27 protein-coding genes are annotated in these 25,719 nt (G+C 73.4%); 11 read left to right on the forward strand and 16 right to left on the reverse strand.

Translation table 11 applies throughout. From position 1 onward, the window contains the following. Positions 1–2 precede the first annotated feature (2 nt). On the forward strand, positions 3–869 hold the full coding sequence (locus ACJ6WD_RS03470; protein WP_331248710.1) for an alpha/beta hydrolase: 867 nt from the start codon (positions 3–5) through the stop codon (positions 867–869). A 24-nt stretch (positions 870–893) separates the two neighbouring features. Here the strand turns inward: ACJ6WD_RS03470 and ACJ6WD_RS03475 are convergent, their stop codons facing one another. Further along, positions 894–1,820 (reverse strand): NYN domain-containing protein, encoded by a 927-nt coding sequence (locus ACJ6WD_RS03475; RefSeq protein WP_233656879.1) that lies wholly within the window; start codon positions 1,818–1,820, stop codon positions 894–896. A 210-nt stretch (positions 1,821–2,030) separates the two neighbouring features. On the opposite strand from ACJ6WD_RS03475, the gene ACJ6WD_RS03480 reads away from it, so the two are divergent. Further along, the gene (locus ACJ6WD_RS03480; protein WP_016574150.1) at positions 2,031–2,186 is read left to right on the forward strand and encodes a hypothetical protein; all 156 of its coding nucleotides are present in this window, start codon (positions 2,031–2,033) and stop codon (positions 2,184–2,186) included. 142 nt (positions 2,187–2,328) lie between these two features. Here the strand turns inward: ACJ6WD_RS03480 and ACJ6WD_RS03485 are convergent, their stop codons facing one another. From ACJ6WD_RS03485 to ACJ6WD_RS03495, 3 genes are all read right to left on the reverse strand, one after another. Next, positions 2,329–2,934 carry a MarC family protein gene (locus ACJ6WD_RS03485; RefSeq protein ID WP_016574151.1) on the reverse strand — a complete coding sequence of 202 codons (606 nt, stop codon included), beginning with the start codon at positions 2,932–2,934 and terminating at the stop codon, positions 2,329–2,331. 165 nt (positions 2,935–3,099) lie between these two features. Further along, entirely contained in the window at positions 3,100–3,954 is an 855-nt protein-coding gene (locus ACJ6WD_RS03490) for a PHP domain-containing protein (protein WP_233656880.1), read from the reverse strand. A gap of 189 nt (positions 3,955–4,143) precedes the next feature. Next, on the reverse strand, positions 4,144–4,782 hold the full coding sequence (locus ACJ6WD_RS03495) for a DUF6758 family protein (protein WP_233656881.1): 639 nt from the start codon (positions 4,780–4,782) through the stop codon (positions 4,144–4,146). 352 nt (positions 4,783–5,134) lie between these two features. Here ACJ6WD_RS03495 and ACJ6WD_RS03500 point away from each other — a divergent pair, with 352 nt between their 5' ends. After that, positions 5,135–6,316 carry an MFS transporter gene (locus tag ACJ6WD_RS03500; protein WP_407615208.1) on the forward strand — a complete coding sequence of 394 codons (1,182 nt, stop codon included), beginning with the start codon at positions 5,135–5,137 and terminating at the stop codon, positions 6,314–6,316. Between the two features lie 52 nt (positions 6,317–6,368). Here the strand turns inward: ACJ6WD_RS03500 and ACJ6WD_RS03505 are convergent, their stop codons facing one another. After that, the gene (locus ACJ6WD_RS03505; RefSeq protein WP_016574155.1) at positions 6,369–6,953 is read right to left on the reverse strand and encodes a suppressor of fused domain protein; all 585 of its coding nucleotides are present in this window, start codon (positions 6,951–6,953) and stop codon (positions 6,369–6,371) included. A gap of 506 nt (positions 6,954–7,459) precedes the next feature. On the opposite strand from ACJ6WD_RS03505, the gene ACJ6WD_RS03510 reads away from it, so the two are divergent. Both ACJ6WD_RS03510 and ACJ6WD_RS03515 read left to right on the forward strand, forming a co-directional pair. Continuing rightward, positions 7,460–8,596 carry a magnesium and cobalt transport protein CorA gene (locus ACJ6WD_RS03510; RefSeq protein ID WP_233656883.1) on the forward strand — a complete coding sequence of 379 codons (1,137 nt, stop codon included), beginning with the start codon at positions 7,460–7,462 and terminating at the stop codon, positions 8,594–8,596. Positions 8,597–8,683: 87 nt separating this feature from the next. Beyond that, positions 8,684–9,271: a hypothetical protein gene (locus ACJ6WD_RS03515; RefSeq protein WP_407615126.1), complete on the forward strand. Its 588-nt coding sequence runs from the start codon at positions 8,684–8,686 to the stop codon at positions 9,269–9,271. 21 nt (positions 9,272–9,292) lie between these two features. Here the strand turns inward: ACJ6WD_RS03515 and ACJ6WD_RS03520 are convergent, their stop codons facing one another. Continuing rightward, positions 9,293–10,075, reverse strand: a complete 783-nt coding sequence (locus ACJ6WD_RS03520) for a hypothetical protein (protein WP_233656885.1) — start codon at positions 10,073–10,075, stop codon at positions 9,293–9,295. A gap of 222 nt (positions 10,076–10,297) precedes the next feature. Here ACJ6WD_RS03520 and ACJ6WD_RS03525 point away from each other — a divergent pair, with 222 nt between their 5' ends. The 3 genes from ACJ6WD_RS03525 (at position 10,298) to ACJ6WD_RS03535 (ending at position 13,489) form a co-directional block, all read left to right on the forward strand. After that, positions 10,298–11,623 carry a magnesium transporter MgtE N-terminal domain-containing protein gene (locus ACJ6WD_RS03525; protein WP_376446939.1) on the forward strand — a complete coding sequence of 442 codons (1,326 nt, stop codon included), beginning with the start codon at positions 10,298–10,300 and terminating at the stop codon, positions 11,621–11,623. Beyond that, on the forward strand, positions 11,613–12,224 hold the full coding sequence (locus tag ACJ6WD_RS03530; RefSeq protein WP_233656887.1) for a DUF1003 domain-containing protein: 612 nt from the start codon (positions 11,613–11,615) through the stop codon (positions 12,222–12,224). Before ACJ6WD_RS03525 ends, ACJ6WD_RS03530 begins: the two co-directional genes overlap by 11 nt. 98 nt (positions 12,225–12,322) lie before the next feature. Beyond that, positions 12,323–13,489, forward strand: a complete 1,167-nt coding sequence (locus ACJ6WD_RS03535; RefSeq protein ID WP_407615127.1) for an Mrp/NBP35 family ATP-binding protein — start codon at positions 12,323–12,325, stop codon at positions 13,487–13,489. Between the two features lie 137 nt (positions 13,490–13,626). Here the strand turns inward: ACJ6WD_RS03535 and ACJ6WD_RS03540 are convergent, their stop codons facing one another. The 5 genes from ACJ6WD_RS03540 to sigE form a co-directional block, all read right to left on the reverse strand. After that, positions 13,627–14,283: a hypothetical protein gene (locus ACJ6WD_RS03540; protein ID WP_016574162.1), complete on the reverse strand. Its 657-nt coding sequence runs from the start codon at positions 14,281–14,283 to the stop codon at positions 13,627–13,629. A 117-nt stretch (positions 14,284–14,400) separates the two neighbouring features. Further along, positions 14,401–14,901, reverse strand: a complete 501-nt coding sequence (locus tag ACJ6WD_RS03545) for a sec-independent translocase (protein ID WP_016574163.1) — start codon at positions 14,899–14,901, stop codon at positions 14,401–14,403. 117 nt (positions 14,902–15,018) lie between these two features. Then, positions 15,019–17,244, reverse strand: a complete 2,226-nt coding sequence (locus ACJ6WD_RS03550; RefSeq protein WP_407615128.1) for a trypsin-like peptidase domain-containing protein — start codon at positions 17,242–17,244, stop codon at positions 15,019–15,021. A gap of 151 nt (positions 17,245–17,395) precedes the next feature. Further along, a complete protein-coding gene (locus ACJ6WD_RS03555; protein WP_233656890.1) occupies positions 17,396–18,343 on the reverse strand; it encodes an anti-sigma factor in 948 nt (315 codons plus the stop codon). Beyond that, entirely contained in the window at positions 18,340–19,029 is a 690-nt protein-coding gene (sigE, locus tag ACJ6WD_RS03560; RefSeq protein WP_016573343.1) for an RNA polymerase sigma factor SigE, read from the reverse strand. The genes ACJ6WD_RS03555 and sigE overlap by 4 nt, the downstream gene beginning before the upstream one ends. Positions 19,030–19,329: 300 nt before the next feature. On the opposite strand from sigE, the gene ACJ6WD_RS03565 reads away from it, so the two are divergent. Next, a complete protein-coding gene (locus ACJ6WD_RS03565) occupies positions 19,330–20,013 on the forward strand; it encodes an O-methyltransferase (protein WP_407615209.1) in 684 nt (227 codons plus the stop codon). 162 nt (positions 20,014–20,175) lie between these two features. On the opposite strand, the gene ACJ6WD_RS03570 is transcribed toward ACJ6WD_RS03565, so the two are convergent. Further along, positions 20,176–20,343, reverse strand: coding sequence for a DUF3117 domain-containing protein (locus ACJ6WD_RS03570; protein ID WP_003985072.1), 168 nt, complete (start codon positions 20,341–20,343; stop codon positions 20,176–20,178). Positions 20,344–20,666: 323 nt separating this feature from the next. Between ACJ6WD_RS03570 and ACJ6WD_RS03575 the strand changes: the two genes are divergently transcribed. Further along, the gene (locus ACJ6WD_RS03575; protein WP_407615129.1) at positions 20,667–21,467 is read left to right on the forward strand and encodes an enoyl-CoA hydratase-related protein; all 801 of its coding nucleotides are present in this window, start codon (positions 20,667–20,669) and stop codon (positions 21,465–21,467) included. An 82-nt stretch (positions 21,468–21,549) separates the two neighbouring features. Here the strand turns inward: ACJ6WD_RS03575 and ACJ6WD_RS03580 are convergent, their stop codons facing one another. Both ACJ6WD_RS03580 and ACJ6WD_RS03585 read right to left on the reverse strand, forming a co-directional pair. After that, positions 21,550–22,104 carry a DNA-3-methyladenine glycosylase I gene (locus ACJ6WD_RS03580; protein WP_407615210.1) on the reverse strand — a complete coding sequence of 185 codons (555 nt, stop codon included), beginning with the start codon at positions 22,102–22,104 and terminating at the stop codon, positions 21,550–21,552. 47 nt (positions 22,105–22,151) lie between these two features. Next, complete coding sequence (locus tag ACJ6WD_RS03585; RefSeq protein ID WP_037633537.1) at positions 22,152–22,595, reverse strand: DivIVA domain-containing protein; 444 nt, start codon at positions 22,593–22,595, stop codon at positions 22,152–22,154. A 95-nt stretch (positions 22,596–22,690) separates the two neighbouring features. On the opposite strand from ACJ6WD_RS03585, the gene folP reads away from it, so the two are divergent. Continuing rightward, the gene (gene folP / locus ACJ6WD_RS03590) at positions 22,691–23,551 is read left to right on the forward strand and encodes a dihydropteroate synthase (protein WP_233656892.1); all 861 of its coding nucleotides are present in this window, start codon (positions 22,691–22,693) and stop codon (positions 23,549–23,551) included. A 177-nt stretch (positions 23,552–23,728) separates the two neighbouring features. Here the strand turns inward: folP and ACJ6WD_RS03595 are convergent, their stop codons facing one another. Continuing rightward, positions 23,729–24,481, reverse strand: a complete 753-nt coding sequence (locus tag ACJ6WD_RS03595) for a TIGR00730 family Rossman fold protein (RefSeq protein WP_016573349.1) — start codon at positions 24,479–24,481, stop codon at positions 23,729–23,731. Between the two features lie 146 nt (positions 24,482–24,627). Then, the gene (dapE, locus tag ACJ6WD_RS03600) at positions 24,628–25,716 is read right to left on the reverse strand and encodes a succinyl-diaminopimelate desuccinylase (RefSeq protein WP_331248552.1); all 1,089 of its coding nucleotides are present in this window, start codon (positions 25,714–25,716) and stop codon (positions 24,628–24,630) included. Between the last annotated feature and the right edge of the window lie 3 nt (positions 25,717–25,719).

Consider the following 25,719-nt stretch of genomic DNA (forward strand, 5'->3'; position numbering starts at 1 on the left):
CCATGAGCAGGCCGCCCACCCTCACGCTGCCGCCGTGCGCCCGCGCACACCGGCTCGACACCGAGCGCGGTGCGTTCGCCGTGCACGACGCCCGGCCCGACGGCGCACCGATCGGCACCGCCCTCCTCGTCCCCGGCTTCACCGGCAGCAAGGAGGACTTCATCGCGCTGCTGGCGCCGCTGGCCGCCGCCGGGTTCCGGGCGGTCGCGGTGGACGGCCGCGGACAGCACGAGACACCCGGCCCGCGCCACGAACAGGCTTATGAGCAGCGGGAGTTGGCGCTCGACGTGCAGGCTCAGGCGCGGGCCCTGCACGCGCCCGGGGACGGGCCGCTGCACCTCTTGGGGCACTCCCTCGGCGGGCTGGTCACCCGGGCCGCGGTGCTCCACGACCCGGCGCCGTTCCGTTCGCTGACCGTGCTCAGCTCCGGGCCGGCGGCCATCGAACCGGTCCAGCGGACCCGGGTGCGGATGCTGATCGACGCGCTCGGCACGATGGGCATGGAGCAGGTCTGGGCGGCGATGCAGGCGCTCAACCCGCCGGAGGCCGCGCACGAGGCGCTGGCGCCGGAGCTGACCGCGTTCCTGCGACGGCGCTGGCTGAACACCGTGCCCGAGCAGTTGATCGCGACCGGCCGGCAGATGCTGGCGGAGCCCGACCGGGTCGCCGAACTGGCCCGCACCGGGCTGCCGGTGCACGTCGTCTCGGGGACCGTCGACTACGCCTGGCCGGTGCCGCAGATGGACGCGATGGCCCGTCGGCTCTCCGCCCGGCGCACGGTCGTCGAGGGCGCGGAGCACTCCCCCAACGCCGAGCGCCCGGAGAAGACCGCCGGAGCGCTGGCCGGCTTCTGGAGCGACGTCGGCTGATCCCCCGGGGCCGGGCCGGCGGCCCTAGAAGCGCCCCTGCACATGGTCCCAGAAGCCGTCGCGCAGCACCCGCCGCAGGTCGGAGTGGCCGCGCAGGGAGTGCTTCAGCAGCGCCTCCGCGGCGGTGAGCAGCTCCTGGTCGACGGCGCCGGGCAGGTACGGGTGGCCGGGGAGCAGATCGGCCACCCAGGCCGGTCCGCGCTCCGACAGCCACTGGCCGGCGATCCGCGCCCCGACGAACCGGACCTCCTCGCGGGTCGGCACCGGCCCCTCGCCGGCACTCGCCTCGGGGAATTCGCCGGCCGCCCGCCGGGTGACGTACGGCTTGCAGAAGTCCAGGTCGAAGGTGCGCGCGCTGTCCACCTCCCACAGCAGCGGCTCGGCCTGGTTGCGGCCGCCGGGGGCCTCGATGCCCCACAGGTGGACCCGGGCGCCGTAGCCCTGGGCCGCCTCCACCGCGGAGACCAGGTCCTCGTCGCCGCCGATCAGGACCGCGTCGGTGATCGCCCGGTGCCGGGCCAGCGACTCCAGGTCGGTGCGGATCAGCGAGTCGACGCCCTTCTGCTGGTTGTGGGCGTTGAGGTTGCCGAGCCGGACCTTGACGTCCGGGAGTTCGGCGATCCGCTGCTGTTCCTGGGTGTGGATCCGGCGGCGGGCGCCGTCGTACCAGTAGACCCGCAGCAGCCGGCTGTCCGGGAAGATCGTCCGGGCCTTGTCGATGAACGCCTCGATGAGCCCCTCGGAGTCCAGCTCGAACGTCCTGCGGTCCTCGGTGCCGGCGACCAGTCGCCCGGTGGCGGCGTAGACGTAGCCGGCGTCGGCGAAGACCGCGTGGGTGGACGGGGTGGTGGCGACCTCGGCGAGGACCCGGCTGAGCAGCTCGTTGGTGCGCTCGATGCCGGCGGCGAGCGCGGCGAGGTCGGTGGTGCCCGTGGGCTGGGGGTCGTTCATTGCGGGATCCATTGTCCCGGCGCGCGCTCGTGGGGCACAACCACTCGCGTTCCCGCACACGCATTCCTTAGACCATGAAAAATTTTCGTTAGCGTAGGGAATCATTTCAGCTGTAGGCTCGTTGTACCCATACGGAACGCCCGGCAACGAAGCCAGGCAAGTCCTGTCAAAGAGTTCTCCGCAGGAGGATCAGACGAAGGGAGAAGCCGCATGCGCTTCGAGATCATGCGCCTGGACGATGCCGACGGCGCCGCCGTGGACAGCACCGTCGTGGACGCCGCCTCCGTCAACCAGATCGTGCAGCAGGCCGCCGCCATAGGGCAGCGCATCTACATCCGCCCCGCCGACGCCACTGCCGTCCGCTGACCGCCGACGCCGCCGACCTCGCCCGGACCACGCCCTGACGGCGTGACGACCCTCCGGCGATCGGCCCGGCGGCGACGCACCGAAGACGCGAACGCCCCCGTACGGAACTTCCGCACGGGGGCGTCGTCGCGTCCGGAGCCGCTCAGGCCCCCTGGACCACCTGCGTCACGCCGTTGATGATCTGCTGCACGGCGAGCGCGGAGAGCATCATCCCGGCCAGCCGGGTCACCAGCACCACCCCGCCGTCCTTGATCACCCGGATGATCACCAGCGAGAACCGCATCACCAGGTAGAGCACCACGTGGATGGCGGCGATCGCCGTCCAGACCGCGACCTGGGACGCGGCGTCGTCGGCGTGCTGCACCGCGAGGATCACCGAGACGATCGCCCCGGGCCCGGCCAGCAGCGGCATCCCCAGCGGCACCAGCGCCACGTTGACGTCCTTGGTCTGGGTCGGCTCCTCGGACTTGCCGGTCAGCAGGTCCAGCGCCACCAGCAGGAGCAGCAGCCCGCCGGCGATCATCAGGGCGGGCGTGGAGATGTGCAGCCGCCCGAGGATCTGCTTGCCGAAGAGCCCGAACAGCGCGATCACGCAGAACGCCACGGTGGCGGCCTGCCAGGCCATCCGGCGCTGCACCTTGGCCGCGCGGCCGGAGGTGAGGGCGAGGAATATCGGGGTGATGCCCGGGGGGTCCATGATCACGAAAAGCGTGACGAAAAGGGTACTGAAGACGGCGACGTCGAACACGGTGCTGGCCTTGCGGTGGTACGGACGAACGGAAGGAGGCGCACGGGACCGGAACGCGGCACGGCCGGGGCAGGGCCCGTGGGAACGAGGCAGGAGAGGTGCGCAGGCACCCCAACCGGGGGCCTACGGGACGACGCCGGGCCGGACGGCCGACGCCCGCGGGGCTCAGCCGCCCGCGCCGGGGACGGGGAAGGCGCCGGTGGCCCGGCGCACGATCTCCCCGTAGATCTCGGGATCGGTGGTGCAGTCGCCGAGGCGACAGGTCTTGCGGCTGCCGTGGTAGTCACTGGAGCCGGTGGTCAGCAGTCCGACGTCGGCGGCGAGCCCGCGCAGCCGGGCGCGGGTCGCGACGTCGTGGTCCATGTGGTCGACCTCGATGCCGTCCAGACCGGCGGTGGCGAGTGCGGCGATCGCGCTCTCCGGGACGCAGGTGCCGCGCTTGACGGCGAGCGGGTGCGCGAAGACCGTGACCCCGCCGGCCGCCTTGACCAGGCGGATCGCGTCGAACGGGTCGAGTTCGTGCTTCTCCACGTAGGCCCGGCCGTCGTTGGCCAGCCACGCGGAGGTGAAGGCGTCGGAGACCGAGTCGACCACGCCCAGCTCGACCAGGGCGGTGGCGATGTGCGGCCGCCCCACGGCGCCGTCACCGGCGATCCGCGCCACCTGCTCCCAGGCGATCGGGACGCCCAGCTCGCGCAGCTTGCCGACCATGGCTCGGGCGCGCGGCACCCGGTCGTCCCGGACCAGTTCCCGCTCGCGGGCGAGCTCCGGCTCGTCGGGGTCGAAGAGGTAGGCGAGCATGTGCAAGCTGACCCCGTCGAGCCGGCAGGACAGCTCCGCGCCGGTGACCAGCGTCAGGCCCTCGGGGAGCGCCGCGCGCGCCTCGGCGTGCCCGCGCACGGTGTCGTGGTCGGTCAGCGCGACGACGTCCAGACCGGCGGCCGCGGCATGACGTACCAGCTCCGCGGGGGTGTCCGTGCCGTCGGAAGCCGTGGAGTGGGTGTGCAGATCGATACGCACGACACGGACTCCAGACTCCTGCGGGACGGATACGACGGTGCGCCCGGGAGGACCGGGCACCGGGCCGCGGGGCACCGTAAGGACTGGACGGCGCTTCCACGGACTACCGGAAGGATACCGGGCACCCGGACGTGCCCCCGCCCGATCGAACCCCCGCTCATCCGAGGAACCGCAGCCGTCGGGCCCCGCTCAGCTCAGAATCCTCGGCGACAAGGCCCCGCAGGGCAGCAGATCCACCTCGGCACCGGCTTCCCGCAGATCCGTCAGCACCAGCTCGTCGTACATCAACAGCCCCGACTGCTCGGGCCAGGCGATCGCCCACAACCACAGGCCGCGGGCCTCGCCCGCGAAGACCGCACGGTCCGCGGGGGCGCCGTGCACCTGCCACATCGCGGTCGGTCGGCCGGCCGCCAGCACCTTGGCGTGCGGCGGCTTGTCGACGCTCAACTGGGGCCCCGGGTCGGGGCCGTCGATGCCGGCGTAGCGGGCGCCGAGCCCGACGCCCAACTCCTCGGCTACCAGCAGGAGCTCACCGGGGCCGCCGAGCGGGCCGGGTCCGGAGCAGGCGACGGCGGTGGCCCGACCGCCGCTGCGGTCGTCGCCGGCGCAGGCCACCCCGGTGAACAACCAGCCGACCGGCAGCGGCCAGGGCATCCACACGGGCACCTGGGCCCGGTGCACGACGACGCCGAGCGCCTCGACGCTCGGCGGGACGACCGGCTGGAGCGGGTGCACCGCGCCGTGCGCGTCGCACTGCCACGTATCGGAAAAGAGACCGGGCGCCCGCACCCGGCCTCCGCACTTCGGGCAACTGGGTTCGCCCCTCATAAGGACCAACGGTCCTCCAGCGCCGCCGCCCCGTCAAGGACGATCACCCGACCGGTGTGCCCCTAATCACGTACGGGACCGCACACTTGACCGGTTCCGGCCACCGCACCGCACACCCCGCACCCTTAGTTGTAACTTGCATCCTTTAGTCGACCTAACTTATTCTGTGTAAACAGCAACGATTTTCGGGCGCACGCACAGCAGGAAGGGGAACCCCGGCATGCACAGCAGCAGCCACGGCGGCGGCACCCACGACGATCCCTTCGCGCAACCCCCGGGCACGCCGTCGAGCACCTCCGCTCCGGGCGACGGCGATCGGCAGGAGGGCGGCCCCTCGCTCCTCCGCCAGCCGATGGCCGTCTGGGCCACCGCCGGCGCCTCGGTCGTCGCCTTCATGGGCATCGGCCTGGTCGACCCGATCCTCCCGTCCATCGCCAAGGGCCTGAACGCCTCCAACAGCCAGGTCTCCCTGCTCTTCACCTCCTACTTCCTGATCACCGCCGTCGCGATGCTCGTCACCGGCTTCGTCTCCAGCCGCATCGGCGGGCGCAAGACGCTGCTCGCCGGGCTGGCCCTGGTGGTGGTCTTCGCGGCGCTGTCCGGCACCTCGTCCTCGGTCGGCGAACTGGTCGGCTTCCGCGCCGGTTGGGGCCTGGGCAACGCGCTCTTCGTCTCCACCTCGCTGGCGGTGATCGTGGGCGCGGCGGCCGGCGGCAGCGCGGCGGCGATCCTGCTCTACGAATCGGCGCTCGGGCTCGGCATGGCCTGCGGCCCGCTCCTGGGCGCGGTCCTGGGCGACATGAAGTGGCGCTACCCGTTCTTCGGCACCGCGGTCCTGATGGCCATCGGCTTCCTCGCCATCACCGTCTTCCTGAAGGAACAGCCCCGGCCGGCCCGGAAGACCTCGCTGCTGGACCCGATACGGGCGCTCGGCCACGGCGGACTGGCCTCGGCCGCCGTCTCCGCGTTCTTCTACAACTACGCGTTCTTCACGGTGTTGGCGTTCACCCCGTTCGTGCTCGACATGTCCCCGTACAAGTCGGGCGGGGTCTTCTTCGCCTGGGGCGTGCTGCTCGCGGTCTTCTCGGTGCTCCTCGCGCCCCGGCTCCAGCGCCGCTTCGGCTCGCTGCGGGTGCTCGGTGGCTCGCTCGTGCTGCTCGCCGTCGACCTGGTGGTCCTGGGCTACGGCAACCACACCACCGCCGTCGTCTGCACCGTCGTCTCGGGTGCCTTCATCGGCCTGAACAACACCGTCTTCACCGAGCTGGCCCTCGGCGTCTCGGACGCCCCGCGCCCGGTGGCCAGCGCCGGCTACAACTTCGTCCGCTGGTTCGCGGCGGCGGCCGCGCCCTTCCTCGCCCCGAAGATCGCGGAGTGGACCGACGTCCGCGTCCCGTTCGTGGTCGCGGCGCTGGCCGCGGCGGTCGGCGCCGGCGTCGTCGCGGTCCGCCGTCGGGAACTGACCCTGCGCGCCGAGGAGTTGGAACCCCGGCACGCGACCGAGGACGGGATCGCGGTCTTCGCCAACCAGTAGGCCGAAGGGCGGGCTGACGCCCCGTCCGCCGCGCGCGGACGGGGCGGCGGCGTCAGTCCAGCGCCACTCCCGTGCGCAGCGGGTCGCGCAGGTCGGTGCCCCGCTCCAGCCAGCGCGCCTGGAGCGCCTCGGCGCCGTGCACCCGCTTCCAGGCGGCCTCGTTCGGCGTCATCGGCAGCAGTGGCAGAAACCTCACCGGGTCCCGGGGCTCGTCCAACTCCAGGTCCTCGACGAGGCCGCCGGCCGCGCCCACCAGCACCGAGGTGAACGGCGCCCCCGGCCACAGCGGGTCCCCCACGTCCAACGACGCCCCGGGGGCCACGATCACGCCCTCGACCTGCGGTGCCGCGGCGAGGACGGCGAGCGGCCGGAGCGCCTTGTCGGTGTCGGCGCGGCCGGCCCGCACCGAGAGCACGAGCTCGGCCCGCGGACCGCGCAGCGGGTCGGCGACGACCGCGGTGGGATCGGCCATGGGCTGGGCGGACATCCCGAGGGTGGCGTAGCGGAGCACGTCCCCGTCGACGAAGCGCAGCACCTCGATGCGGTCGGTGCCGAGGAAGGTGACGGCGGCACGCGCGTCCGGTTCGCCCAGTGCCGTGCGCAACCGGGCCTCGACCAGCTCAAGAACGTCAGACATGCGCCGAGCATAGGGGCCGCCCCGGCACCCGAACGCCCGCCCCCGGACGCCCGTGAGCAGCGGCTTCGCACGGCGTTTCGTATGGAACGTGCAAAGGGGAGCCTGAGCGCTTCGGACGGCTGATAGCCTGGCCGTCTGGTCAGGGAATGACGTCGTCCCCCAGCGGGGACCGGCCGGAGGAGGTGGGGCTGCGGTGGATCCAAGTCGACCGTGCAGTACCGACAGTTCTCCCGTCATCCCGTTCGCGCAGCGAATCTTCTGATCCGAGGGCTTCCGTACCCAGCCGCACCGCGGCGAAACCCGTGAAGTCTTTTTGCTCCGGACGCAGATGGCGGAAGAGCGCCTCCGACTCTTACTTCCGTGATGTCAGCGAATTGCCGTCAGTAGTCCCGCACCGAGCGCCGCCCGCTTTGCGGACGTACGGCCGATGACGCCTCGTACGTCCTCGTTCCGGGCCGCGTTGCGCCCGCGCCCGCCACTGACGGCCGGCCCCGAAGGAGCCTGCCATGTCGATGATCCGCGACCTGCGCGCCGCCGTCCGCCCCGCCCGGCGCCGCGACGACGCCCCCTACCGCTCGGAGTCCGCCGCCTGCGCCAACAGCGCCGTCGTCGACTGCGGCGTGTACCGCGACGGCCAGCGCGTGCGGGGCCATCTCGCCCCGGCCGAGGCGATCGCCGGCGTCCGGGACGAGGGCGGCTTCGTCTGGATCGGCCTGCACGAGCCGACGGAGGCCGAATTCGCCGGCATCGCCCAGGAGTTCGGGCTGCACCCGCTGGCCGTGGAGGACGCCGTCCACGCCCACCAGCGGCCCAAGCTGGAGCGGTACGACGACACCCTGTTCACCGTCTTCAAGACCGTGCACTACGTCGAGCACACCGAGCTGACCGCGACCAGCGAGGTCGTGGAGACCGGCGAGGTGATGTGCTTCACGGGCCCGAACTTCATCGTCACCGTCCGGCACGGCGGCCAGGGCTCGCTGCGCGCGCTGCGGCACCGCCTCCAGGAGGACCAGGAGCGGCTCGCCAAGGGCCCGTCCGCGGTGCTGCACGCCATCGCCGACCAGGTCGTCGACGGTTACATGGCGGTCGCCGGCGCGGTCCAGGACGACATCGACGAGGTCGAGATCGACGTCTTCAGCTCCGGCACCAACGGCAAGGGCGCCAGCGGCAAGGCGGCCGGCGGCCAGGGCACGGCCAAGGGCGGCGACGCCGGACGGATCTACCAACTCAAGCGCGAGGTGCTGGAGTTCAAGCGCGCGGTGTCCCCGCTGCTGCGGCCGATGCAGCTGCTGAGCGAGCGCCCGATGCGGCTGGTGGACGCCGACATCCAGAAGTACTTCCGGGACGTCGCCGACCACCTGGCGCGGGTCAACGAGCAGGTGCTGTCCTTCGACGACCTGCTGAACTCCATCCTCCAGGCCAACCTCGCGCAGGCCGCCGTCGCGCAGAACGAGGACATGCGCAAGATCACCGCCTGGGCGGCGATCTTCGCCGTGCCGACGATGATCGCCGGCATCTACGGCATGAACTTCGAGTACATGCCGGAGCTGCACTGGAAGTACGGCTACCCGGCGATGATGCTGGTCACGGTCACCATCTGCCTGGGGATCCACCGCGGGTTCAAGCGCAACGGCTGGCTGTGACCCGGTCGGTCGCCGGCGCGGCCGGGCGGCGTCTCACCGCCTGGGCGGCCCCGGACCGCCACCACCGGGCCGATTAGGCTGAGGGCCATGACGGAGGAGACCGTGTCGCAGGCCCTGCTGGATCGGGCGCTCATCGAAGAGGCCACGAAGAAGTCCGGCCTGATCTGGGTGCGCGGGACGACCGGCCCGGCGCGGGCCCTGTGGCACGTCTGGCACGACGGGGCGGTCTGCCTGGTCGGCGACGCGGGCCCGGAGGACGGCCGGGAGGACGCCGGGAGGGAGCGCGCCGGCGCCACCGAGCAGCCGCTGGCCGCGCTGGGGCTCACCGACGGCGGCACCGCGACGGTCACCGTGCGCAGCAAGGACAAGGGCGGTCGGCTGGTCGCCTGGCCCGCCGAGGTCCGCGAACTCGCGCCCGGCAGCGACGCGTGGCAGGCCACCGTCGAGGAGTTGAAGGGCAAGCGGCTCAACGCACCGGACGCGGACGTCCTCACCGAGCGCTGGGCCCGCCAGTGCCGGGTGCTGCGGCTGGTCCCGGCCGGCGCCGCGGTGCAGCGCCCCGGCCGGATGCCCGACGAGGCGCACGCCGCGCCGCCGCTGGCCTCGCCCGCGACCACGCGCCGGCCGATCCCGGCCGCGCTGCCCAAGCTGCTGCGCCGGGGCCGCAAGGGCTGACGCCCGCCGGGCCGGCGGCCCTCAGCCGCTGCCGGTGCGCGCGATCTGCTTGCCGTAGTCGACGACCTGGTCCTGGTCGGGGGCTTTGAGGTCCACCGCCTTGCCCCAGTCGGCGAGCTTCACCTCGCCCGCGCCGCCGGCCCGCTGGAGCCGCAACGGGTACGGCGTGCCCTCCAGGGAGACGTCGAGGGTGCCGCCGGAACCGGCGCCGGCGGCCACCTGGACGGTGCGGACCCCGCCGACCGTCCCGCGGTTCCCGGCCGTCAGTTGGCCGTGCAGGCCGAGCAGTCCGGCGAGCAGGGTCTCCTTGTCGGTGAAGCCGCTGAAGCGCTGGTAGACGGGGTCGGCGGCGGGCACCTTGACGTACTTGTCGCCGAGTTTGGCGGCGCTGGAGTCGGGGCCCGAGCCGGCGCCGGCCTTCTCCCCGGCCCAGAAGGACGCGTCCGCCTTCAGGTAGAGCGCCTCGCCGACCCGCAGCAGTTGGAAGGAGGCTGCCTTGGTGGTCAGCTCGCCGCGCGCGCCGTCCTTGGCCAGCCGCATGTCCAGGGTGTAGGCGCTGCCCTGGCTGACGACCTTTCCGGAGAGCCGGACGGTGTCGGCCCGGGCGGCGGCGGCCCGCGCCTTGGCCTCGATCTGCTGGGCGGGCAGCTTGCCGACCCCGTTGGTACCGGCGTCCGGGTCCTCCGCGCAGCCCGTCACCGTCGCGGCCAGTGCCGCGCACGCCGCCACCACCAGCGCCGCCCGCCCGGTGCGTCGGGGCTCGGCCGGCGGTCGGCGGGTGGTGTCCGGGGGGATGACGCTCACGTCGGCTCTGCCTCCTGATGCGGGTGACCTCCACAGCTCACGGCAGCGTACCCGGGGCCCGGTGGGCCGTCGGCCGGGCGCCGGGCGCCGGGCGGTCACCATACGGCCGTTCCCGTCGGGGCGCGGCCCACCCTGACGGGTTAGCCTGAACCCGGACTCATCGGGATTTCACCGATCAAAAGTGGAGCAATCCGGGCGCAAGGGAGAAGGGCGGCGCTACACATGGCGGTGGTCACTCCCCGGATCTTCGTCTCCCACCTCTCCGGCATCGCCGTGTTCGACCCCAACGGCGATCAGGTCGGGCGGCTGCGGGACCTGGTCGCGCTGCTCCGGATCGGGGACCGCCCGCCCCGGCTGCTGGGGCTGGTCGTCGAGGTGATCAGCCGGCGCCGGATCTTCGTGCCGATGACCCGGGTGACCGGCGTGGAGTCCGGCCAGATCGTCACCACCGGCGTGGTCAACATGCGCCGCTTCGAACAGCGGGCCTCCGAGACGCTGGTCTTCGGCGAACTGCTGGACCGGCGGGTGCGCCTGGTCGAGACCGGCGAGGAGGTCACCGTGCTCGACATCGGCATCATCCAGCTGCCGGCCCGCCGCGACTGGGAGATCGACAAGGTCTTCGTCCGACGCGGGAAGGGCGGGGCGCTGCGCCGCAAGGGCGAGGTGCTGACGGTCGAGTGGTCGGCCGTGACCGGCTTCTCCCTGGAGGAGCACGGGCAGGGCGCGGAGAACCTGCTCGCCACCTTCGAGCAGTTGCGCCCGGCCGACCTGGCCGGGGTGCTGCACCACCTCTCCCCCAAGCGGCGCGCCGAGGTCGCAGCGGCCCTCGACGACGACCGCTTGGCCGACGTCATGGAGGAGCTGCCGGAGGACGACCAGGTCGAGATCATCGGCAAGCTGAAGGACGAGCGGGCCGCCGACGTGCTGGAGGCGATGGACCCCGACGACGCCGCCGACCTGCTCTCCGAACTCCCCGAGGAGGAGAAGGAACGACTGCTGACGCTGATGCGCCCGGAGGAGGCGGCGGACGTCCGTCGGCTGATGTCCTACGAGGAGCGCACCGCGGGCGGCCTAATGACCACCGAGCCGATCGTGCTGCGCCCGGACGCCACGGTCGCGGACGCGCTGGCCCGGGTCCGCGACCCGGACCTCTCCCCCGCGCTCGCCGCCCAGGTGTACGTCTGTCGGCCGCCGGACGAGACGCCGACCGGCAAGTACCTGGGCCTGGTGCACTTCCAACGGCTTCTGCGGGACCCGCCGTTCACCCTCGTCAGCTTCATCGTGGACACCGACCTGCCGGCCCTGCGGCCGGACACCCCGCTGCCCGAGGTGACCGGCTACCTGGCCGCGTACAACATGGTGGCGGCCCCGGTGGTGGACGAGGGCGGGGCGCTGCTGGGCGCGGTCACCGTCGACGACGTGCTGGACCACCTGCTGCCGGACGACTGGCGGGAGGCCGGGCTGCACGGCCGCACCGACACCGCGGGCGCCCCCGGGGCCGCCGGCGCCCCCGTCCGGTCGCGCGGGAAGACGGCCGATGGCCGCTGAGGACCGGGAGCCCCCCAAGGAGCGGCGACCGCACGGCGCCTCCGCGGTGCGCCGGGGCGCCACGGGCGAACGGCCCCGGGGGGCGGAGGCGCGGCCGCGGGCGCGGCTGGACCAGCCGAGGGTGCCGCGCTGGACGCTCTTCCCGGAGTACGACCCGGAGGCGTTCGGGCGGATGTCCGAGAAGATCGCCCGCTTCCTGGGGACCGGCCGCTTCATCGTCTGGATGACGGTCACCATCATCCTGTGGATCGGCTGGAACGTCACCGTGCCCGGGGCCCTGCGGTTCGACAACTACCCCTTCATCTTCCTGACCCTGGCCCTCTCCCTCCAGGCGTCCTACGCGGCGCCGCTGATCCTCCTGGCGCAGAACCGCCAGGACAACCGCGACCGGGTCACCCACGAGCAGGACCGCAAGCAGAACGAGCGCTCCATCGCCGACACCGAGTACCTGACCCGGGAGATCGCGGCGCTGCGGATGGGCCTGGGCGAGGTCGCCACCCGCGACTGGATCCGCTCCGAACTGGAGGAGCTGCTGCGGGAGCTGGAACTGCGCCAGCCGGCCGACGGCGAGCGCCCCGAACGGGACGAACGCGACCGCTGAGGGCCCTACCGGAGGCCCCCTCGCCCGCCCTACCGTCCTCTCCTCACCCGACCGCCACCCCTTTGGGGCGCGCTTCGCGCGGCCGTACTATCGGGGGCATGGCAACAGACACGCCCCAGCCCGACGGCTCCGCGCCGAGCGAGGACGCGATCCGCGAAGCGCTCGCGACGGTCAACGACCCCGAGATCCACCGCCCCATCACCGAACTGGGGATGGTCAAATCGGTGGAGATCGCCGCGGACGGCTCGGTAGCGGTCGTGGTGTACCTCACCGTCTCGGGCTGCCCGATGCGGGAGACGATCATCAGCAGCGTCCGCGAGGCCGTCGAGCGGGTCCCCGGCGTCGCCCGCGCCGGGGTCGAGCTGGAGGTCATGAGCGACGAGCAGCGGCGGGAGCTGGCGACGGCGCTGCGCGGCGGCACCGCCGAGCGGGAGGTGCCCTTCGCCAAGCCCGGTTCGCTGACCCGGGTCTACGCGGTGGCCTCCGGCAAGGGCGGCGTCGGCAAGTCCTCGGTCACCGTCAACCTCGCCGCCGCGATGGCCGCCGACGGCCTCAAGGTCGGCGTGGTCGACGCGGACATCTACGGCCACTCGGTGCCGCGGATGCTCGGTGCCAGCGGGCGTCCCACCCAGGTCGAGAACATGATCATGCCCCCGTCGGCGAACGGCGTGAAGGTCATCTCGATCGGCATGTTCACGCCGGGCAACGCCCCGGTCGTCTGGCGCGGCCCGATGCTGCACCGCGCCCTCCAGCAGTTCCTCGCCGACGTCTACTGGGGCGACCTGGACATCCTCCTGCTGGACCTGCCCCCGGGCACCGGCGACATCGCCATTTCGGTGGCGCAGCTGGTGCCGAACGCCGAGATCCTGGTGGTCACCACCCCGCAGCAGGCCGCCGCCGAGGTCGCCGAGCGGGCCGGTTCGATCGCCGTGCAGACCCACCAGAAGATCGTCGGCGTGGTGGAGAACATGTCCGGGCTGCCCTGTCCGCACTGCGACGAGATGGTCGACGTCTTCGGCACCGGCGGCGGCGAGCGGGTCGCCGAGGGGCTGACCAAGACCACCGGTACGCAGGTCCCGGTGCTCGGCGCCATCCCGATCGACGTCCGGCTGCGCGAGGGCGGCGACGAGGGCAAGCCGGTGGTGCTGACCGATCCGGAGTCCCCCGCAGGCGCCGCGATCCGCGCGATCGCCGGCAAGCTGGGCGGCCGTCAGCGCGGTCTGGCGGGCATGTCGCTGGGGATCACCCCGCGCAACAAGTTCTGACGCGTACGGGCCCGCTCCAGGCCCGCACGCCCCCGGAAAGGGCGGATCCGCAGCGGTCCGCCCTTTCGCGCACGGCGCGTGCGCCGCCCGACGGGGCGCACGACATCTCACACGCGCCCCCATACGGAGTCCGGCACTCAGCCCTCGTACGCGTCCAGGTCCTTGATCACCGAGAAGCCCAGGCCGTAGGCGCTCATCCCGCGCCCGTAGGCACCGAGGTGGACCCCCTCCGGCCCCTCCGCCCCGTCCCTGCTGGCGGACCCGGCGAGCACCCAGCCGTACTCGGACTCCCGGTAGCAGAACGGCGTCGGCACCCCGTCCACCGGGAGCATCAGCTCGCTCCACCCCTCCCCGCCGAGGTCGTCGGCCAACTCCCAGGCGAGCATGGTCTGCTGGTCCAGCCAGTCCTGGCGCAGCGTCCGGTCCATCTGGGTCGGCCAGGTGTGGGACAGCAGCCCGGAGCCGGCGAGCCAGGCGGCGGTCGAGACCGAGGTGGCCTCCAGCACGCCGGTGCCGTCCGCGCTGCGCCGCACGGGTCGGCTGGCGACCGTCACCACCACCGCGAACCGCTCGTCCTCCGGGGACTCCAGCTTTATGGTCGGCTCCACGCCGTGGCCGGTCGCGCCGTGCTCGACGGTGCCGTCCGCGGCCGAGCCCACCCGCATCAACCAGCGCGGCCCGGTGAACGCCTCATCGAGGCCGTACCACGGGAACGCGGCCAGCAGATAGCCGTCGACCTTGCGGCCGGTATCGGCTGACACCTGATCGGTGACTGTCCGACTCGTCGTCTCCATCTGCGCGGAGCCTCCTCGTTGCCCTGCGTCGTGGGCGGCCCGCCCCCCTCAGGCGACCTCACCCCGGACACCGGGAGCATAGCCAGTGGGGTCAACACAGCCGGGCATACGAGATTCTCAGGTCGCGTCGGCGTCGAACGGCGGCGGCTCGCGTCGGGACGGGTCGGTGCTCTTGGTGAACATGTCCGGACGACCGGTGGAAGCGGCCGGGGACTCCTTGGACAGGCTCAAGGGGGCGCCGCCGGCGGAGGCGGCCGGCGCACCGGACGCGGAGCGCGGCGCGGTCGAATCCCGCACCGCGTCGGTGACCTCCGCCATCTCCTTCTTCAGGTCGAAGCCCTCCCGGAGCTCGGCGAGCTCACGCAGGCCGTACTCGTCCTTCTCCAGGACGTGCTTGCGGACGAAGTTCCGCGGCTTGAGGTCCTCGAACTCGAAGTCCTTGAACTCCGGGCCGAGCTCGCTGCGGATGTCTTCCTTGGCGTTGTCGGAGAACGCCCGGACCTTCCGGATGAAACCGGTGACGTCCTGGATGACCTTGGGCAGCTTGTCCGGTCCGAAGATGAGCACCGCGAGGACCACGATCGCAACCAGCTCTAGGGGTCCTATGTCGAAGAACACCTTGCAGCTCCTTGGGGTATCCGCGGCCTTCGGGGGCCTTTGGGCCAAGGCCACCTCTCACGGTACCTGGCCCCGGGCCTCGGGCGGGAGTCGCCCGTGCCAACACGGTGGAAACGATCAGTTCCGGCTGGAGGAACCCAGTGTCAGCCGGACGGACCGTTCCGCGCCGTCCCGCTGGACCGTCAGCGTGAGCGTGTCCCCCGGACGGTGGCTGCGGACCTTGATGATCAGCTCCTCGCCACTGTGCACCGCCGCGCCGTCCACCTGGGTGATCACGTCGCCCGGGCGGATGCCCGCCTTGGCCCCGGGCCCGCCCGGGGTGACCGGCGCGGCACCGGTCTTGGCGGCCTGGGTGACCCGGGCGCCGTCGCCGTCGTACTCCATCTCCAGCGTGACGCCGATGACCGGGTGGGTGGCCCGACCGGTGTTGATCAGCTCCTCGGCCACCCGCTTGGCCTGATTGATCGGTATGGCGAAGCCGAGCCCGATGCTGCCGCCCTGGCTGCTGCTGCCGCCGTCCAGTCCGCCGCTGCCGCTGTCGGCGGCCCTGATCGCGCTGTTGATCCCGATCACCCGGGCCTTGGCGTCCACCAACGGCCCCCCGGAGTTGCCCGGGTTGATCGGGGCGTCGGTCTGGAGCGCGTCGACGTACGACACGTCGCTGCCGTCGCCCTTCTTGCCGCCCGCGGTGATCGGCCGCTGCTTGGCGCTGATGATCCCGGAGGTGACGGTGTTGGCCAGGTCGTAGGGGGCACCGATGGCCACCACCGGGTCGCCGACCTGTGCCGCGTCCGAGTCGCCGAGGGTCAGCGGGTGCAGACCGGTGACGCCCTCGACCTGGACCACGGCGAGGTCGTAGCCGCCGTCCCTGCCGACGACCTTGGCCCGGGCGGTCTGCCCACCGCTGAACGTCACCGATATCTCGCCACCGGTCCCGGCCGGTTCGACGACGTGGTTGTTGGTGAGGATGTGGCCCTGCCGGTCGAGCACGAAGCCGGTGCCGGTGCCCTGCTCGGCGTTCCCGCGGACGTGCAGGGTCACCACGCCGGGCAGCGCCGCCCGGGCGATCCCGGCGACGCTCTCCGGGCTGCGGCTCCCCACACCGTCGGCCACCTGCGGCAACTTGATGTCGTCAATGCCGCCGTAGCGCTCGATGTAGGCGCCGGCGACGCCGCCGGCGCCGCCCGCGAGCAGCGCCAGCGCCACCGCGCCGAGGACCAGCGCGGGACGCCGGCCGCGGCGCCGGGGCGGGGCCGCGACGGCCACCGGGGGCGCGCTCCAGGGGTCGTACTGCTGCCAGGCGCCGGGGGCGGCGGGAGGGGGTGCGACGAAGCCCGTGACGGGGGCGCCGGCGGCCACGGCTCCCGGGGGCGCGGGGCGGGGGCCGCCGTCGCCGGGGTGCGGGACGAAGCCGCCCTCGGCGGGCTCGGGGCCGGCCGGCCGCGGTCCGGCCGGCCCGGCGTCCGACGCCGTGGAGCGCGCCAACGGGGCGTCCGGCGCCGCGCGATGGCCGGCCGGGGCGGGCGGGCCGGCGGGCCGCTGCCGGGCGTCCTGCGGGGCGGCGGGGGCCGGTGCCGCCGCGCCGGGCGCAGGGGTGTCCGGCGCGGGCGGAAGCACGGTGCCGTGGGCCGGAGTGGCCGTCGGCCGTTGGACGAGCGGGGCCGGCGCCCAGGGACCGGGGCCGCCGTAGGGAGGCGTGCCGTAGGGGTCCTCGGGGTGCAGCGGCTGCTGTCGGGGCGCGGCGGGGGGAGCGGCCGCCGGCTCGGTCCGCGGGTCGGGCGGGGTGGTGCCGGCCGCGGGCTCGACGTCCGGCCCCGGCTGCTGATCCGCCCGGGCGCCGGTGGGCACCTGGCCGAGCGTCACGGTCGCCGCGGGGCGCTCCACGGGGGCCGGGGCGGTAGGCGCGTCCTCGGTGGGGTGCCCGGTAGCGCCCGGTGCTGTGGGGGCGGGCCCCGCCGGTGCGGTCGTTGTCGCGGCCTCCGGGGCGGTGCCCTCACCGGGTATCTCGGCCGACGTCCCGGCCAACTCCCGTCCGCCACCGGCCGCTTGGGGGGCGTCGACGGGGTCGGCGGCAACGGCGGGTCGATCGACCGCGGCTGCCCCGGGGGGCCCGGCGGGCGGGGCAGGAGCGGCCGCAGACTCCGCCGGCCCGGCCGGGGGCTGCGGCGGCCGGACGATCCAGTCGCCCGACGTCTCCGCCTCGGAGGCGTGGTCGGTGCCGTCGACGGGCGACGCGGCGGGTGCCGCCTCCCCGGCCTGCCGGGCGGACTGTCCCGGCCCCGGAGCCTGCTCCGGGCGGTGCCACCACTTCAGCTTGGGCCCGGCGGCCTTCGCGTCGTCCATGCTCTCCCCAACAATTCGCCCGCGGCCCTGCGCGGACCACCGCCACCTGGGGCCTGTCCGACGACAGGCCCGTGCGGTACGCGCCCCGGGCAGGAGCGCGCCGCCCGAGAAGGGATTCAACCAGTTCCGGGCGGGAGCGCGCAGAGCCCGGTCAGTGCTGGCCGGTGACGGGCTGACCGGTGGGGGCCGCCGAGCCGAGCAGCGGCCGCATGGGCTCCAGCGGCGGCAACGGGGGCGGGGTGTGCCGGACCGGGGCGTTGCCGCTGGTGGCGGCGAGCGGGGCGAAGCGGAACTCCGCCGCCGGGCCGGTGGCGGCTATCAGCGGCGAGAGGCCGAACCGGCCGGGTGCCGGGTTGAACGCCGGCACCGCGTCGGACGACCGGCCCTCGTCCGGCCCCAGCAGCGACATGGGGCTGGGCGCGGGGGCACCCGTCGGGTTGCTGGCGGAGGGCCAGACGTCGGGGCGGGGCTCGTGCGTGGCCCAGAAGCCCTGGCCGCGCGAGAACTCCAGGGAACCGGCCGCCGGATTGGCGCCCAGCGGGGTGACGGCGGTGCCGCTGCCCTCGGCGCGGGGCCCGGGCGCGTCGACGGCCGCCTCCAGCGGCAGGGCGCCGCCGAGCGCGAACGCCGCCAACGAGACCGCGCCGGCCGCCGCGAACGCGAACCGGCGCCGCTGCGGGGCGCCGCGCTCCGACTCCGGCACCCGGAAGCCACGCGTCCGCGGCGGGGTGGGAACGGCCGCCATGGCGCCGCCGAGGTGGTTCTCCGACGGGACGTAGCCGAACGCACCGTCGCCGCCGGCGAACGCACCGCGAGCGAAGGTGCCGCTGCCGAGCCGACTGCCGGGGCCGTCGGAATCGCCGCCGGGCAGTTGTTGGAGCCGCGCGAGCAGTCCCTCGGAGGGCCCGGGGGACAGCGCCTGCGCGAACACGTTCTTCAGCCGACGCTGCGCGTCGGCCTCCGCCTTGCACCTCCCGCACGTCGCGAGGTGCGCCAGCACCCGCTCCCGTGCGTCGTGCCCCAGTTCACCGTCGACCAGGGCCGCGAGGCGGTCGCCGAGATGGTGCTCGGCGGGGGACGGACCGCCACTGCCGCTCACGCGATTCCGACCTCCCTACTGGGCACCACGGCCAGGCTGCGCCGCTCCTGCCGCTCCTCGGCCCGGGCCTCGGGCGAGCGGTGCTTGAGCGCCTTGCGCAGGTGCGAGCGGCCCCGGTGGATCCGGCTGCGGACCGTGCCGAGCTTGACGCCGAGCGTCGCGGCGATCTCCTCGTACGACAGGCCCTCGATGTCGCAGAGCACCACGGCGGCCCGGAACTCCGGCGCGAGGGTGTCCAGCGCGTGCTGCACGTCCGCGTCGAAGTGGGTGTCGTCGAACTGCTGCTGCGGCGCCGGCTCCCGGCTGGGCAGCTTCTCGGCGGCGTCGTCGCCGAGCGCGTCGAAGCGGATGCGCTGACGGCGGCGGACCATGTCCAGGAAGAGGTTGGTCGTGATGCGGTGCAGCCAGCCCTCGAAGGTGCCGGGGGTGTACGTCGACAGCGAGCGGAAGACGCGGACGAACACCTCCTGCGTCAGGTCCTCGGCGTCGTGCTGATTGCCGGTGAGGCGGTAGGCGAGACGGTAGACCCGGGCACTGTGCGTGCTGACGATCTCCTCCCAGGTGGGCGGAGTCCACGCCTGCACGTCGGCGTCTGCGGCGAAGGTCGCGGTGGGCGCGTCGGCGACGGGAGCCCCTCCCCTGGCCTTGGGGCCGAGAGGGCGGAAACGGTCAGCGGTGTTGGTCACGGATTTCGGCCCGGCGAACGACCTTCGCAAGCGCCTGCGCACTCCTCGGTCACCCGCCGCAGCCGCACCTCCCCTGGTGGCTCTGGTGGTGTCCAGTAGAGCCCCTACCATATCCACCTCGCCCGTTAGCTCCGGATAAGCAGTTTTGACCAGCATTTGGTGTGGCTTCTCGTCTCGCCGCGGCTCCCGCCCGGCCTCTTGCGCGGTATCCACCGGTGCGTCCCCCCGTCTCTCCCCCCTGCCCCCTTCTAACGCCCGGTCCCATCTGCGGGTTCCCGCGTGCAGCGGATACAGTCACGGTTGCGTCAACTACGGGGACAGGAGAGGGCCATTACCGGCAACCGGCAGACGAGCTTGGCATTCGCCGAGGCGTACGGCGCCGGGACCATCGACGACGCCGCCCACACCGCCCTGCTCTGGTGCCGCGACCGCGCCCGCGAGGTCGGCGTGCGCACGGTGACCGCCGGCACCGGCGCGGCGCTGCGGCTGCTCGCCGCCACCGCGGACGCCAAGGCCGTCGCCGAGATCGGCACCGGCACGGGGGTGTCGGGCATCTACCTCCTGCACGGCATGCGCCCGGACGGCGTGCTGACCACCGTGGACCTCGAACCCGAACGGCAGGCCTTCGCCAAGCAGGCGTTCCGCGCCGCGGGCTTCGCCGGCAACCGCGCCCGCTTCATCCCGGGCCGCGCCCTGGACGTGCTGCCGCGCCTGGCGGACGGCGGCTACGACCTCGTCTTCTGCGACGGCGACCTCCTGGAGTACCTGGAGTACCTCGCTGAATCGTTGCGGCTGCTGCGCCCCGGCGGCCTGGTCTGCTTCCAGGGCGTCTTCGCGGACGGCCGGACGGTGGACTCCGCGGAGCAGCCCGACGAGGTGCTGCGGCTCCGCGAGCTGCTGCGGGCCATCCGGGAGAGCCGTTCGCTGGCGCCGGCCCTGCTGCCGGTCGGCGACGGGCTGCTCTGCGCCGTCAAGCGCGCCTGACCCGGCCGCCGCGGGCCCGGCCCGGACGAGCGCGCAGGGGTACGAAACGACCCCGGCACGCGGCGCGCCGTGTGGTGGCGTGCCGCGTGCCGGGGCCGGGGTATTCGGCTGGAGGTAGCGGGGTGGAATTCCCCGAAAACCGCAGCGGATTCTCCGCCCTCGTCAGACGGTGACCTTCTCCAGGGCCTCACCCAGGGCCTTGGCCTCGTCGGGGGTCAGCTCGACGACGAGTCGACCGCCGCCTTCGAGCGGAACGCGCATGACGATGCCCCGCCCCTCCTTGGTCACCTCGAGCGGGCCGTCGCCCGTCCGCGGCTTCATGGCCGCCATGCTCGTTCCCCTTCCTGAAACCAGCTCATCTCAGCCGGCGGCCTTGATAGGCGCGTGTCACCGGCGTCGAACACATTGCTTCCAGGCCATTATCCCGCATCGAACGACCCGATGACCAACATCAGGGGGCATCCCTTTGGCAACGCGCTCCCGCAAACCCACCCAATTCGGGGAGCGGGCTGCGATACTTCGCCACTCTCCGCCACCCGGCACCCCCACATTGTTTGACGTACGTCACATGTCGACGGCGGATGATCTCCGGCATCCTGAGCGCTGACTGCCGCTGCCGGGCAGCCCAGAGCCGCGACGGAGGGGACTCCACTATGGCCGACACCGTGCTCTACGACGTGACCGACGGACTCGCGACGATCACGCTCAACCGCCCCGACGCGATGAACGCGATGAACACGCAGGCGAAGGTCGCGCTCCGGGACGTCCTGAAGGAGGCCGCCGCCGACCCCGCCGTGCGCGCCGTGCTGCTCACCGCCACCGGGCGCGCCTTCTGCGTCGGGCAGGACCTCAAGGAACACATCGCCCTGCTGGCCGAGGACCGGGAGACCGGCGCCGGGCGCACCATGAACACCGTGCGGGAGCACTACAACCCCATCGTCACGGCGCTGGCCGGGATGCCCAAGCCGGTGGTGGCCGGCGTCAACGGGGTCGCCGCGGGTGCCGGCGCGGGCTTCGCGCTGGCCGCCGACTACCGGGTGGTCGCCGACACCGCCTCCTTCAACACCTCGTTCGCGGGCGTCGCACTGACCGCGGACTCCGGGGTGTCCTGGACGCTGCCGCGGCTGATCGGCCACGGCCGGGCCGCCGACCTGCTGCTCTTCCCGCGCTCGATCGGCGCCCAGGAGGCCCACGACCTGGGCATCGCCAACCAGGTCGTCCCGGCCGACGAACTCGCCGACGCGGCCGCCGCGGTGGCCCGCCGGCTGGCCGAGGGCCCGACCGCTGCCTACGCCGCGATCAAGGAGTCGCTGGCCTTCGGCGCCGGGCACGGGCTCGTCGAGACCCTCGAAAAGGAGGACGAGCTCCAGGTCCGGGCCGGGGCCTCGGGCGACCACCACCGCGCCGTGGCCGCGTTCGTCAACAAGGAGAAGCCGGTCTTCGAAGGACGGTGACCCGGCGGACGGCGGCGCCGGACCCGGCGCTTTTGACGGGCGGCGGGCCCGGCTGCGGCACCTCCTGGCGACAACCAGGACGTCAGCGGGCCGCCGCGTCCACCGCCGCGCGCACGTGGCACTCCGCGAGGTGGTCGTTGACCAGGCCGCACGCCTGCATCATGGCGTACGCGGTGGTGGGGCCGACGAACCGGAAGCCGCGCTTCTTGAGGTCCTTGGCGAGGGCGGTGGACTCCTCGGTGACCGGCTGCACGTCGCCGGTGCTGCGCGGCACCGGGCGGCCGGCCCGGCTCGGCGCGTAGGACCAGATCAGGGCGTCGAGCTCGCCGGGGGCCAGCGCGGCGGCGACCTTGGCGTTGGCGATCGTCGCCGTGATCTTGGCGCGGTTGCGGATGATGCCCGGGTCGGCGAGCAGCCGCCCGGCGTCCTCGTCGGTGAACCGCGCCACCTCGGCGATCCGGAAGTCCGCGAACGCGGCGCGGAAGCCCTCGCGGCGGCGCAGGATGGTGATCCAGGACAGCCCGGACTGGAACGCCTCCAGGCTCATCCGCTCGAAGAGCGCGTCGTCGCCGTGGACCGGCCGGCCCCATTCGGTGTCGTGGTAGGCGCGGTAGTCCGCCATCCGCTCCGACTCCATGCCCCACGGGCAGCGCGGGACCCCGTCGGGGGCCGTCACCACTCCGGTCACGCCCGGTCCTCCCCTTCTCCCGACGGCGCCTCGCCGTCCTCGTGCTCGGTCGCCTCCGGGCGTCCGGGCTCCCCGGCCGGTCCGGACGCGGGCGGAAGGTCCGCCACCAGTCCGGCGCCGCCCATCGCCGAGGCGTTGGCACCGGCCAGGGCCGCCTCCAGCTCGGCGATCCGGGCGTCCCGCTCGGCCAGCTCGGCGCCGAGGCGGTCCAGCACGTCGTCGACGTCGTCCATGCGGTATCCGCGGACGGCCACCGGCAGCCGGACGGCCTCCACGTCGGCCCGGGCCAGCGGGCGGTCCTGGGGCAACGGGTCGTGGAGCGCCGCGGGCTCGGCGTCGCGCAGCCCGCCGCCCTCTCCGCCGGCGTCACCTCCGCCGACGACGACCAGCGTGACCGCGGCCACCACCACGACCATCGCGATCAGCATGAACCAGAACACGACCATCTCCCCGGACTTCAAGTGCCTGCACCGATCGTGCCATGCGGGTCTGACAGTTAGGGTCGCCCCCGGACCACGGAGAGGGAGTCAAGGGAATGCTGCGGCTGGGAAAACGCGAGTTCGGAGCGCATGAACCGGTGATCATGGCGATCGTCAACCGGACGCCGGACTCCTTCTACGACCAGGGCGCGACGTTCCGCGACGAACCCGCCCTGCACCGCGTGGAGCAGGCGATCGCCGACGGGGCCGCGATCATCGACATCGGTGGCGTCAAGGCCGGTCCGGGCGAGGAGGTGGACGCCGCCGAGGAGGCCCGCCGCACGGTGGGGTTCGTGGCCGAGGTGCGGCGCCGCCACCCCGACGTGGTGATCAGCGTGGACACCTGGCGGCACGAGGTCGCCGAGGCGGTCTGCGAGGCCGGTGCGGACCTGCTCAACGACGCCTGGGGCGGCGTCGATCCGCGCCTCGCGGAGGTCGCCGCGCGGTTCGACGTGGGCCTGGTGTGCACCCACGCGGGCGGCGCCGAGCCGCGCACCCGGCCGCACCGGGTGGCGTACGACGACGTGATGGCCGACGTCCTGCGGGTCACGCTCGGACTGGCCGAGCGGGCCGCGGCGTTGGGCGTGCGCCGGGACGGCATCCTGATCGACCCGGGGCACGACTTCGGGAAGAACACCCGGCACAGCCTGGAGGCGACCCGGCGGCTCGGCGAGATGACGGAGACCGGCTGGCCGGTGCTGGTCTCGCTGTCCAACAAGGACTTCGTCGGCGAGACGCTCGACAAGCCGGTCAAGGAGCGGGTGCTGGGCACCCTGGCGACCACCGCGGTCTCCGCCTGGCTCGGTGCCCAGGTCTACCGCGTCCACGAGGTCGCCGAGACCCGCCAGGTGCTGGACATGGTGGCCTCGATCGCCGGCCACCGGCCGCCGGCGGTCGCCCGCCGCGGCCTGGCGTAGCGCCGTTCCCGCCGGCGGTGGGGGGAACCCCTCGGGGGCGTGGGAACGGATCCCCTAGGGGTGGCCCGCGCCCCCTGCGGGCCACAACGGCGCGGGCGCGGGCGGTGTTCCCCTCTCCGCGGCGGGCCGGGGCGCCGGATCACGGCCGACCGGGACCAGGACCCCGGCTGACCGGGACTAGATCCCAACCTCCTTGGTCACCAGCGCGATCGCCTCGTCCACGTCGTCGCTGAGGTGGAACAGCTCCAGGTCGTGCGGCGACGCCTTGCCCTGGGCGATCACGGTCTCGCGCAGCCAGGAGACCAGCCCGCTCCAGTAGTCCGAGCCGAAGAGCACGATCGGGAAGCGGGTGACCTTGCGGGTCTGGACGAGGGTCAGCGCCTCGAAGAGCTCGTCGAGGGTGCCGAGTCCGCCGGGGAGGACGACGAACCCGCGTGCGTACTTCACAAAACACGTCTTCCGGACGAAGAAGTAGCGGAAGTCGACCCCGAGGTTGACGTACGCGTTCATGCCCTGCTCGAAGGGCAGCTCGATGCCGAGCCCGACGGAGGTGCCGCCGGCCTCGAAGGCGCCCTTGTTGGCCGCCTCCATGGCGCCCGGGCCACCGCCGGTGATCACCGAGAAGCCGGCCTTCACCAGCGCCGCGCCGATCCGCACCCCGGCGTCGTACTCCGCCGTGCCGCGCGGGGTGCGGGCCGAACCGAAGACGCTGACGGCCGGGCCCAGCTCGGCCAGCGCGCCGAAGCCCTCGACGAACTCCGACTGGATGCGCATCACGCGCCAGGGATCGGTGTGCACCCACTCGGAGGGACCTTCGGAGTCCAGCAGCCGCTGGTCCGTCGTCGTACCCGTCTGCACCTGGTCGTGCCGGCGCAGTACGGGGCCCAGCCGCTGCTCCTCAGGGCTGTACGCACCCTCGGGGTTGGCCATGACGTGCTCCCTCCGCTGACAGATCGTTTGCCACTTCAGCGTAGATCCGCCGGTGTGGCGCGGAGGGGAATTCGGCGGGTCTCCGGGCGGTCGCCAGCGGGGCCGTCCGGGACCGGACGGCCCCGCTGACCTGGCGCCGCGCGTCCTCAGGCGGTGAGCCAGGCGCGCAGCCGCTCCTCGCAGTGCGCGATGCGGTCGATCGCGACCCGCTCGTCCTTCTTGTGGGCGAGCAGCGCCTCACCGGGTCCGTAGTTGACGGCCGGGACGCCGAGGGCGCTGAAGCGGGAGACGTCGGTCCAGCCGAACTTGGGCTTCGCGCTGCCGCCGACGGCCGTCATGAACGCCTGGGCGGCCGGGTGGGACAGCCCGGGCAGCGCCCCCGGGGAGTGGTCGTCGATGACGAACTCGTCCACGGGGCAGTCCGCGAAGACCTCGCGGACGTGGGCCACCGCCTCTTCGGGGGTGCGGTCCGGTGCGTAGCGGAAGTTGACGGTGACGGTGCAGGCGTCCGGGACGACGTTGCCGGCCACGCCGCCCTCGATGCGGACCGCGTTGAGGCCCTCGCGGTACTCCAGGCCGTCGATCACCGGGCGGCGCGGCTCGTAGGCGGCGAGCGTCGCCAGGAGGGGGGCGGCGGCGTGGATGGCGTTGGCGCCCATCCAGCTGCGCGCGGAGTGCGCGCGCTCCCCGCTGGTGCGCAGCAGGACCCGGAGGGTGCCCTGGCAGCCGCCCTCCACCTGGCCGTCGGAGGGCTCCAGGAGGACGGCGAAGTCGCCCGCGAGCCAGTCGGGGTGGGCGTCGGCGACCCGGCCGAGGCCGTTGAGGTGCGCGGCGACCTCTTCGTTGTCGTAGAAGACGAAGGTCAGGTCGCGGTTGGGGGCGGGGACGGTGGCGGCCATCCGGAGCTGGACGGCGACCCCCGACTTCATGTCGCAGGTGCCGCAGCCCCACAGGACGCCGTCCTCGTCGAGCCGGGACGGGACGTTGTCCGCGATCGGCACGGTGTCGAGGTGTCCGGCGAGCACCACCCGCTCCGCGCGGCCCAGCTGCGTGCGGGCGACGACGTTGTTGCCGTACCGGTCGACGGTCAGGTGCGGCAGGGCACGCAGGGCGTCCTCGACGGCGTCGGCGAGGTCCTTCTCGTTGCCGCTCTCGGACGGGAAGTCGACGAGCTGCGCGGTCAGTGCGGCGGCGTCCAGCGACAGGTCAAGGCGGGGGTGAGTGGAGCGCTCCATGGG

This window comes from Streptomyces sp. VTCC 41912 (assembly GCF_045799175.1).
Classification (GTDB): Bacteria; Actinomycetota; Actinomycetes; order Streptomycetales; family Streptomycetaceae; genus Streptomyces; species Streptomyces albulus_C.

What these genes read in the sequence shown, in the direction of transcription:
- ACJ6WD_RS03470 (WP_331248710.1), top strand. Translation starts at nt 3, where the DNA reads ATGAGCAGGCCGCCCACCCTCACGCTGCCGCCGTGCGCCCGCGCACAC.
- ACJ6WD_RS03475 (WP_233656879.1), bottom strand. Translation starts at nt 1,820, where the DNA reads ATGAACGACCCCCAGCCCACGGGCACCACCGACCTCGCCGCGCTCGCC.
- ACJ6WD_RS03480 (WP_016574150.1), top strand. Translation starts at nt 2,031, where the DNA reads ATGCGCTTCGAGATCATGCGCCTGGACGATGCCGACGGCGCCGCCGTG.
- ACJ6WD_RS03495 (WP_233656881.1), bottom strand. Translation starts at nt 4,782, where the DNA reads ATGAGGGGCGAACCCAGTTGCCCGAAGTGCGGAGGCCGGGTGCGGGCG.
- ACJ6WD_RS03500 (WP_407615208.1), top strand. Translation starts at nt 5,135, where the DNA reads ATGGCCGTCTGGGCCACCGCCGGCGCCTCGGTCGTCGCCTTCATGGGC.
- ACJ6WD_RS03505 (WP_016574155.1), bottom strand. Translation starts at nt 6,953, where the DNA reads ATGTCTGACGTTCTTGAGCTGGTCGAGGCCCGGTTGCGCACGGCACTG.
- ACJ6WD_RS03510 (WP_233656883.1), top strand. Translation starts at nt 7,460, where the DNA reads ATGTCGATGATCCGCGACCTGCGCGCCGCCGTCCGCCCCGCCCGGCGC.
- ACJ6WD_RS03515 (WP_407615126.1), top strand. Translation starts at nt 8,684, where the DNA reads ATGACGGAGGAGACCGTGTCGCAGGCCCTGCTGGATCGGGCGCTCATC.
- ACJ6WD_RS03525 (WP_376446939.1), top strand. Translation starts at nt 10,298, where the DNA reads ATGGCGGTGGTCACTCCCCGGATCTTCGTCTCCCACCTCTCCGGCATC.
- ACJ6WD_RS03530 (WP_233656887.1), top strand. Translation starts at nt 11,613, where the DNA reads ATGGCCGCTGAGGACCGGGAGCCCCCCAAGGAGCGGCGACCGCACGGC.
- ACJ6WD_RS03535 (WP_407615127.1), top strand. Translation starts at nt 12,323, where the DNA reads ATGGCAACAGACACGCCCCAGCCCGACGGCTCCGCGCCGAGCGAGGAC.
- ACJ6WD_RS03540 (WP_016574162.1), bottom strand. Translation starts at nt 14,283, where the DNA reads ATGGAGACGACGAGTCGGACAGTCACCGATCAGGTGTCAGCCGATACC.
- ACJ6WD_RS03550 (WP_407615128.1), bottom strand. Translation starts at nt 17,244, where the DNA reads ATGGACGACGCGAAGGCCGCCGGGCCCAAGCTGAAGTGGTGGCACCGC.
- ACJ6WD_RS03570 (WP_003985072.1), bottom strand. Translation starts at nt 20,343, where the DNA reads ATGGCGGCCATGAAGCCGCGGACGGGCGACGGCCCGCTCGAGGTGACC.
- ACJ6WD_RS03575 (WP_407615129.1), top strand. Translation starts at nt 20,667, where the DNA reads ATGGCCGACACCGTGCTCTACGACGTGACCGACGGACTCGCGACGATC.
- ACJ6WD_RS03580 (WP_407615210.1), bottom strand. Translation starts at nt 22,104, where the DNA reads ATGGAGTCGGAGCGGATGGCGGACTACCGCGCCTACCACGACACCGAA.
- folP (WP_233656892.1), top strand. Translation starts at nt 22,691, where the DNA reads ATGCTGCGGCTGGGAAAACGCGAGTTCGGAGCGCATGAACCGGTGATC.
- ACJ6WD_RS03595 (WP_016573349.1), bottom strand. Translation starts at nt 24,481, where the DNA reads ATGGCCAACCCCGAGGGTGCGTACAGCCCTGAGGAGCAGCGGCTGGGC.
- dapE (WP_331248552.1), bottom strand. Translation starts at nt 25,716, where the DNA reads ATGGAGCGCTCCACTCACCCCCGCCTTGACCTGTCGCTGGACGCCGCC.